The 8,615-nt window shown below is 73.6% G+C and carries 5 protein-coding genes; 3 read left to right on the top strand and 2 right to left on the bottom strand.

Annotated elements, in window-relative coordinates:
• Positions 1-3,524 (bottom strand): type I polyketide synthase (locus AOK23_RS28970; protein WP_240496612.1); only part of this gene is annotated, 3,524 nt, incomplete at its 3' end.
• Positions 3,525-3,552: 28 nt separating this feature from the next.
• Entirely contained in the window at positions 3,553-4,221 is a 669-nt protein-coding gene (locus tag AOK23_RS28965) for a GNAT family N-acetyltransferase (RefSeq protein WP_055715559.1), read from the bottom strand.
• 575 nt (positions 4,222-4,796) lie between these two features.
• On the opposite strand from AOK23_RS28965, the gene AOK23_RS28960 reads away from it, so the two are divergent.
• Genes AOK23_RS28960 through AOK23_RS28950 form a run of 3 tightly spaced genes read left to right on the top strand, consistent with a single transcriptional unit; the run spans position 4,797 to position 8,559 of the window.
• Positions 4,797-6,314: a class I adenylate-forming enzyme family protein gene (locus AOK23_RS28960; RefSeq protein ID WP_055715558.1), complete on the top strand. Its 1,518-nt coding sequence runs from the start codon at positions 4,797-4,799 to the stop codon at positions 6,312-6,314.
• Positions 6,311-7,612 carry a beta-ketoacyl-ACP synthase II gene (gene fabF, locus AOK23_RS28955; protein ID WP_079049763.1) on the top strand — a complete coding sequence of 434 codons (1,302 nt, stop codon included), beginning with the start codon at positions 6,311-6,313 and terminating at the stop codon, positions 7,610-7,612. The genes AOK23_RS28960 and fabF overlap by 4 nt, the downstream gene beginning before the upstream one ends.
• A 26-nt stretch (positions 7,613-7,638) precedes the next feature.
• Positions 7,639-8,559 carry a phytanoyl-CoA dioxygenase family protein gene (locus tag AOK23_RS28950; protein ID WP_055715557.1) on the top strand — a complete coding sequence of 307 codons (921 nt, stop codon included), beginning with the start codon at positions 7,639-7,641 and terminating at the stop codon, positions 8,557-8,559.
• The last annotated feature ends 56 nt before the right edge of the window (positions 8,560-8,615 follow it).

Genomic DNA, 8,615 nt, shown 5'->3' with positions numbered 1-8,615 from the left:
GGGGAGGTGTGCGCGGGGGCGACGGGTGAGGGATGGACGGGCGTGGCCGTGTCCCTGGCCGCGGCCGTGACCGTCTCGGTCGGCGAGCCGTGGCCGTCGTGCCGGGCCGCGACCGGGCGGCGCCGCCCTCGCCCGGCCAGCGAGGGCGCCCTGCCCACGCCGGCGAACGCGTCCCCGTCCTCCTCCGGGATGCCTTCCTCGGCGTATGCCGCAGGGAGGGCTGCCTTCCGGGCTTCGGCCTGGGCGGCGGCCGTCTCCGAGGCGTCTGCCTCCGGGGGAGCCGGCTGCCTGGCGTTCACCCTGGGGGCAGCCGTCTCCAAGGCGCCGGCCTTCGGGGCGCCCTCCTCGGTGGCTTCCGCTCCCGCGCTGTCCCACTCCGGCGCGGACGCCCTCGGCGTACCCGGCTTCTCCCGGTCCGCCCCCGGCTTGCCCCGCCCCTCTTGCTCGGCGGCCGGCAGCGGCGTCCCCGTCGACGGCGTCGGGGCCGTCCCGGCGCTGAGCCAGTGGCTGCGGCGGTGGTCCCAGCTGCGTGGGGGGAGGGGGAGCAGGGTGCCGGTGTGCCAGACGGCGTTCCAGGCGATGGGGTGGCCGTGGCAGTGCAGGGCCGCCACGGTCAGGGCCAGCGCGTCCAGGGGGTGTTCCTCGCGGCGCAGCGTGGGCCGTACGACCGCCTCGGCGATGTCCAGGGAGCGCAGCGTGGCCCCGATCGGGCCGACGAGCACCGGGTGCGGGCTCACCTCGACGAAGACCTCGTGCCCGTCGCGCGCGGCCAGCCGCACCGCGTCGGAGAGCAGGACCGGCTGCCGCAGGTTGTCCACCCAGTAGCGGGCGTCCATCGGGGTCGCGCGGCCGGGGGTGACGGTCGAGTAGAGCGGGACGCGGGGCGTACGGGGGCGGATGTCCGCGAGCTGGGCGGCGAGTTCGTCGAGGATCTCGTCGACCTGCGGCGAGTGGCACGCCACGTCGATGTTGACCGGTAGCGCCTTGACGCCGTCGGCCTGCCAGGCGGCCATGAGCAACTCCACGGCGTCACGGTCGCCGGAGACGACGGTGGCCGACGGGCTCAGCCGGATGGCCACCGTCACGTCGCGGTCGAGTCCGTGCCCGGCGACGAACCGCGTGACCTCCTCGGGGTCGGCGGACACCACCGCCATCGCCCCGCGCCCGGAGAGCCCCTTCATCAGCCGCGAGCGCCGGCAGGTGACCCGTACGCCGTCCTCCAGGGAGAGCGCGCCGGCGACGACGGCCGCCGCGACCTCGCCCATGGAGTGGCCGACGACGGCGGCCGGTTCGACGCCCCGCGCCCGCAGGGAGGCGGCCAGCGCCACATGGACGGAGAACAGCACGGGCTGCATCACGTCCGTCGGGTCCAGCGCCGTCGCGGCGCCCTCGGCGAGCACCTCGCGCACCGAGAACCCGGACTCCTCCCGCACCAGCGGGTCCAGCAAGTCGATCGCCTCGGCGAACGCGGCGTCCTCGGTCAGCAGTTCCCTCGCCATGCCGGGCCATTGCGCGCCCTGGCCGGAGAAGACGAACACGGGCCGCGCGTCGTCCCTCACCCAGCCGGCGACGACCCCGGTGTCCTCCTCGCCCGTGGACAGCAGGAGCAGCCGGTCGAGCAGTTCGCCGGTGTCGCGCGCCACGACGGCGGCACGGACCGGGCCGTGGGAGCGTCGCACCGTCGTGGTGTGCGCGACACTCGCCGCGGACACCGTGTCGCGGTGCTCGGCCAGCCACGTGTGCAGGGCCGCCGCCTGCTCGCGGCAGGCGTGCGGGGAGCTGCCGTCGACCGTGACGACGACGGGACGTGCCGCGGAGGCGTCGTCCGAGGGGCCGGCGTCCCGGCCGCCGTCCGTACCGGGCGGTGCCTCCTCCAGGACGACATGCGCGTTGCTCCCGCCGAACCCGAAGGAGCTCACGCCCGCCGTCCGGGGACCGGTGCCCGACGGCCACGGCGTGCGCTCGGCCACCACCCGCACCGGGGCGTCGGCCGGGATCGCGGGGTTCAGGGCCCGGAAGTGCAGCGTGGCCGGGAGTTCGCCGTGCCGCAGGGCCAGCACCGTCTTCAGGAACCCGGCGACACCGGCGGCCGCCTCCAGATGCCCCAGGTTGGTCTTGACCGCGCCGACCAGCAGCGGGCGTTCCGGGTCGCGTCCCTCACCGGTGACCGAGGTGATCGCGCCCATCTCGATGGGGTCGCCGACCGCCGTGCCGGTGCCGTGCGCCTCGACGTAGTCGACGGTGGCCGGGTCGAGGCCCGCGTTCTCGTACGCGGCGGCCAGCAGCTCGGCCTGGGCCTGCCCGTTGGGTGCCATCAGCCCGTTGGAGCGCCCGTTGTGGTTGACGGCGCTGCCCCGGATCACGGCCAGCACCCGGTCACCGTCGCGTACGGCGTCGGACAGCCGCTTCAGGACGACGACCCCGCATCCCTCGCCGCGCCCGTACCCGTGCGCCCCGGCGTCGAAGGTGTGGCAGCGCCCGTCGGGCGACAGCATGCCCGCCTCCTCGAACGCGACGGAGGCGCCCGGAGACAGCAGCAGGTTCACCCCGCCGGCCAGGGCGAGTTCGGACTCCCCGGCCCGCAGGCTCTGGCAGGCGAGATGGACGGCGACCAGCGAGGCGGAACAGGCGGTGTCGACGAGCATGCTGGGTCCACGCAGCCCGAGGCTGTACGACAGCCGGCCCGCGATGACGCCCATGGAGGACCCCGCCGCGCTCCAGCCGCCCATGTCCTCGGGGCTGTCGGGCGCGTAGTCGGCGGTGCTCGCGCCGAGGAACACCCCGGCCCGGCGGCCCTCCAGGGTGCGCGCGGGGATCCCGGCGTGCTCCAGGGCCTCCTGGGCGACCTCCAGGACGAGCCGCTGCTGCGGGTCGGTCATCGCCGCCTCCTTGGGCGAGATGCCGAAGTAGGCGGCGTCGAACCGGTCGATGTCGTCGAGGAACCCGCCGAGGCCGGCGGCGCCCTCCCGGATGCGGTCGGCGCCCGGCAGCCCGCTCCAGCGTCCGGGCGGGGTGCGGTGGATGGCGTCGCCGCCGTCCAGCAGGAACCGCCAGTACTCCTCGGGCCCCCGGATCCCACCGGGCAGCCTGCACCCGGCACCGACGACCGCGATCGGCTCACGGACGGCCGGGGACGCGGCGGGCTGGGCTGGGGAGGCTGCCGACGTGGACCGGGCGGCGGACTCGGACGCGGTGGTGGACCCGGGCGGGGCGGCGGCCCCAGACGGGTTGCCGACGGACTCGGACGCGGTGGCGCCCCCGGACGCGGCGGCGGTGGGCTCCGGCGTGACCGCGGCCGACTTCGCCGGGACCGGGGCGGCGGATGCCGTGCCGTCCTCGGCCGACAGTTCAGCCACCAGCGCCGCGATCGTCGGGAAGCTGTAGGCGATGTCCACCGGTAGGTTCCGGTCGAGCAGTTCGGAGAGTTCCCCGGAGAGGGAGACGAGCTTCATGGAGGACAGTCCGTAGTCCCCGAAGGGCCGGTCGGTCTCCACCGTCTCCCGCGCGATGCCGGCGTTGCGCATCACCCATTCGACGGCCCACGCGCGCAATTCAGAGGCTGGTATCGGCGATATCGGCACGGGTCTCACCTCCGTTCGTCCGGGCGGGAAGGATGTCGTTCACCTTGTCGAGGGCCTCCGCGAGCAGGACGCGGGCATCCGCCTTGTCGTCCTTCGGGATCAGATCGGCGGGACTCGTCCCCAGGCTGCGCAGAAATCCGTAGTACTCGTTCCTGAGCAGGGAACCGACCAGCGCGTCATGGTATTCACCGTCGAGGAAGAAGAAATCCCGCAGGATTCCCTCCACCTTGATGGGGCCCTTGAGGAAGATCTGCACCATCTGTTTGTTGTAGAGGCCGGCCATGAGATGCACCCGGTGGGCGTTGCGCTGGTGGAAGAGATGGTCCAGCAGCAGATGCATGGATTCCATCCCGTAGCCGAGGCCCCACAGTTCGGGTGAGCCGACCACATTGCCGACCTCGAAGTTCCCGGGATAGGTGAGCTGCTGGTAGGTGACCCCGCCCACCGGTTCCCCGGACCGGTCGACCACCATCAGATAGGTGATCCCGTGCCTGGCCACGAGGGCTGCCATCTCATCGGCGGTGGTGAAGGTCTGCCCGCCCGAGGAGTACACGGACGCGACGGAGGACGACCACTGGGCGATGAGCTCGTAGTCCTGCTTGCCGTTGATCGGCCGCAGCGAGACGTACTCTCCTTGCATTTCTCCCACCCTCGTGATGCCGGAGCGGTATGCGGCCCGGGCTGGAACAATGGTCTGCTGGCGATCTCCCGGGGAAGTGGTGAGCGAATCCCGGGAAATCGTCGCCGACGGGCGGGGTCACCGCCCGCCGGCTTGCTTCACCGGACCGCGGGGGACGTCGGATTCCGGTGGCGTGATGCGAACAAAGGTCAACACGTGGCCATTTGAAGCGTCAAGCGGAAAGTGCCGTACCAGGAGCGGGGAACGGCAAGTGCCGTAGTCTCCCCGATCTCCGTGCGGGCAGGCCGCCCTGCCCTTTCGGGCATATGGCGAGGTGACCCGGGTGCCGCCGGCGGAAAGTGCCGTAGTCGTACGGTATTTGAGAGCCGGACATCGAGAATTGTCCGCCGTATCGGTTAGCGTCTTGGACGTGGCACAGCGGACCGCCCCGACGGCGCGCCGGTGTCCACGTTCCCGCTCCGGAATCCGCGCCCCGTCGCGATCCGTCGAGCCGCCCCTGGCACGGGGCCCCTGATCACCGAGATCGGAGATGACGTGCTGGCAGCGACGCGCACCACCCCCCGAGGGCGCCTCCCATGACCCTCACGACCTACGAGACCACGGGCCCCGCCGACACCCTCCTGCGGCCGGGCGCACAGGCACACCGGACGGCCGACGCGCTGCGGGCCCTCGGTGTCCTGCCCCGTCACCGCGTGGCCCTGCACGCGAGTAACTCGCCCGCCTTCGTGGCGGTGCTGCTGGGCCTGATGCACGTGGGCGCCGGTGTCGTCCTCGTGGACCACCTCAGGTCACCGAGGTCGGCCGCGGCGGCCGCCGCACGGGCCGGCGCCGACCGGATCATCCACGAGGGGCCGCCCTCGGAGGAGTGGTCCGGCCCGGTCCCGTCGCTGTCCCTCGACGCGCCGGCGCTGCGCGGAGCCCTTCTCGACGAGGGGGGCCCGGCGGAGTCACCAGCCATCCTGCCGGGGGAGACGGCACCGGCCCGGACGCCGGGCACACCGGAGCGGGGGACCGCCGCGGCCCCGCTGACCCTGGACGCCTGGGCCCGCCGCGACGACGCCCTGATCGCCTGGTCCTCCGGATCCACCGGCGAACCCAAGGCGATCGTGCGCTCCGGCCGCTCGGTCCTCGCCAACACCCTGCGCACCATCGAACGGATGGGCTACCGGGGCGACGACGTCCTCGCCCCCCTGCTGCCCTTCAGCCACCAGTACGGCTTCTCCCTGGTGCTGCTCGCGCACCTCAGCGGCTGCCGGCTGCTCGTCACCCCGTACCGGCGACTGGACCGGGCCCTCGACACCGTCGCCGCCCACCGGGCGACCGTCGTCGACGCCACGCCCTCCGTCCACCGCTCGCTGCTGCGCCTGGCCGAGCTGCGACCGGAACGGGTGGAGGAGCTGCGCGCGGTACGCCTGTGGTGCACCGGCGGCGGCCCCCTCGACACGGCCCTCGCCCGCGACTTCCGGGCCACCATGGGGCGGCCGCTGCTGGACGGCTACGGCAGCACCGAACTCGGCAATGTGGCCCTCGCCGGCCCCGACGCCCCCGAGGACTGCCTGCCCCTGCCCGGACTCCAGGTGTCCGTGCGCGACCCGGAGGGCCGCCCGCTCCCGCCCGGCGAACCGGGCGAGGTATGGGTGCGCACCCCCGACGCGACGGTCGGCCTCCTGGACGCCGACGGCACCACCGTGCGACCGCCCGGCGACGGCGACTTCCGCACCCACGACCTCGGTGTCCTCGACGCCCGCGGCGGGCTGCGGGTCCTCGGCCGGATGTCCGCCGTCACCCGGCACGGCTACACCCTCTACCCGGCCGCGCTGGCCCGCCGGGCCGAACGCTGCGGCAGACCCGTCCATGTCGCCGCCGTCCGGCACGGCGACCGCGAGACCCGACTGGTCTTCGTGGTGGAGGACCCCCTACGACGCTCCCCGGCCGCCTGGGCCGGGGACTTCCAGAAGGTGCTGGAGCCCTACGAGCTGCCCAACCTCGTGCTGGTGCTCGACGCCTTCCCCCTCAGCAGCAACGGCAAGACCGATGTGTCCCGACTCGAGGAACGAGCCCGCAGGGCTCTGGCGAAGGGTGAGCAGACATGAGCGCAGCCGTACCGAGCCCCAAAGTTCCCGACGCGCTGCCCCGGTACGGGCCGGGCCCGCGCCGGGTCGTGATCACCGGCCGGGGAGCCATCACCCCGCTCGGCCTGACCTGGGACGAGACCTGGGAGGCCCTGCTGGACGGCCGCAGCGGCATCGCCCCGTTCACCCAGCTCGACGCCTCCGACCTGCCCGTGCGGTTCGGCGGCGAGGTGAAGAACTTCCGCGCCGAGGACCACCTCGACCACAAGACCGTGCGCCGGCTCGACCGCACCGTGCACCTCGCCCTGGTCGCCGCCGAGGAGGCCGTCCGGGACGCGGGCCTTCAGATCACCCCCGAGACCGCGCCGCGCGCCGCCGTCATCCTCGGTACCGCCAGCGGCCCCGCGCGCAACGCCGTGACCGCCGCCAAGGCGATGGCCGAGCGGGGCCCCCGCGCCGTCAGCCCCTACTTCTTCCCCAGCAGCGGCGTCGACAGCGCCTGCGGCGAGATCTCGCTGCGCTTCGGCCTCCAGGGCTCCTCCACCTCCATGACCACCGCCTGCGCCACCGGCAGCACCTGCCTCGGCGAGGCCATGCGGATGATCCGCCTCGGCATCGCGGACGTGGTGATCGCCGGCGGCGTCGACGACTCCCTGACCCGGGTCGACGTCAACGGCGCGGCCGTCTCCCGGGCGCTGTCCCGCCGCAACGACGAACCCGAGCGGGCCTGCCGCCCCTTCGACACGGCCCGCGACGGCTTCGTCATGAGCGCCGGCGCCGGCGTGGTCGTCCTGGAGAGCGAGGAGCACGCCGTCGCCCGCGGCGCCCGCATCCACGGGGAACTCGCCGGATACGGCGCCACCACCGACGCGTACCACGTCACCGCCCCGCACCCCGACGGGCTGCCCGCCCAGCGGGCCGCGCTGCTGGCCCTCGCCGAGGCCGGACTCGACCCCGACGCCGTCGACTACATCAACGCCCACGGCACCAGCACCCCCAAGAACGACACCACCGAGATCAAGGTGATCCGCGGGGTGTTCGGCTCCCACGCCACCCGTATCCCGATCAGCTCCATCAAGAGCATGACGGGCCACATGCTCGGCGCCTCCGGCGCCGTCGAGGCCATCACCGCGCTGGAGACCCTCACGTCGGGCCGTATCCCGCCCACGATCAACTGCGACGACCCCGAGGACCAGGAACTCGACTTCGTCCCCCACAAGGCGCGCGAACACGACGTGGACGTGGCCGTCAGCAACTCGTTCGGCTTCGGCGGCCACAACGCCGCCCTCGTCCTGCGGCGCTGGCGGCCCACCCACTGATCAACGAACGCAGCGAGGAGAACAACGTGAACACCACAGCCACGGGCAAGCGCGGAAACTTCGCCGTCGCGGTCGACGCGGACAGCGGGCCCGACGCGACCGCCTTCGAGGCCCCCTACGACTGGCCCGCCATCGACGAGTGCGTCCGCACCCAAGGGGCCGCCGTCGTCCGCGGACTGGTCGACCGCTCGCTCGTCGACGCCTTCAACCGCGAACTGGACGAGTGGCTGGAGAACAACCCCCGCACCGTCGGCTCCGACACCGGCTCCGGCATCTACGACCTGTTCCTCGGCCGCAGGACCCTGCGGGTGCACGGCGTCCCCGGCAAGGTCAGGGCCTCCCACGACCTCATCACCCACCCCGAGATCGTCGCCTGCATGCGCCGGCTGCTGGCCCCCTGGTCCAACGAGATCCTGCTCAGCGTCGCCGAACTCATCCAGATCGGGCCCCGCGAGGCCGCCCAGATGATCCACCGCGACACCGGCTCGTGGTGGCCCCACCTGCCGCGCCAGGAGCACCCCTGGAACGCCAGCGCCATGGTGGCGCTCACCCCCTTCACCCCCGAGACCGGCGCCACCCGCGTGGTCCCCGGCAGCTGCCACTGGCCGCTGGACCAGAGCCCGCGCGGCGACCAGATCGGCCGCGCCGTCATGGAACCCGGCGACGCCCTGCTGTTCCGCGGCGACGTCCTGCACGGCGGCGGCGCCAACCGCACCACCGACCGCTCCCGCCGGGGCATCGCCCTCAGCTACTGCGCGGGCTGGCTGCGCCCGGTCGACAACAACATGCTCGCCGTACCGCCGTCGATGGCCGCCGAATGCTCCGACGAACTCCTCGGCCTCCTCGGCTACGTCGCCCACGACGCCACCCGGCAGGGCGGCGGGCTGGTCGGCATGTACGACAACGGGGACCCGCTGAAGGCCCTGCGCGGCGGCCTGCTCGGCTGACCGGCGGCCGCACCGGCCGGCGGGGCGCTTCGCCGGGCGGCCCCCGCCCTGTCTCT

Origin of the sequence: Streptomyces torulosus (assembly GCF_001419765.1) — a bacterium.
Taxonomy (GTDB): Bacteria; Actinomycetota; Actinomycetes; order Streptomycetales; family Streptomycetaceae; genus Streptomyces; species Streptomyces torulosus.
This window is presented reverse-complemented; position numbering and strand designations above follow the sequence as displayed.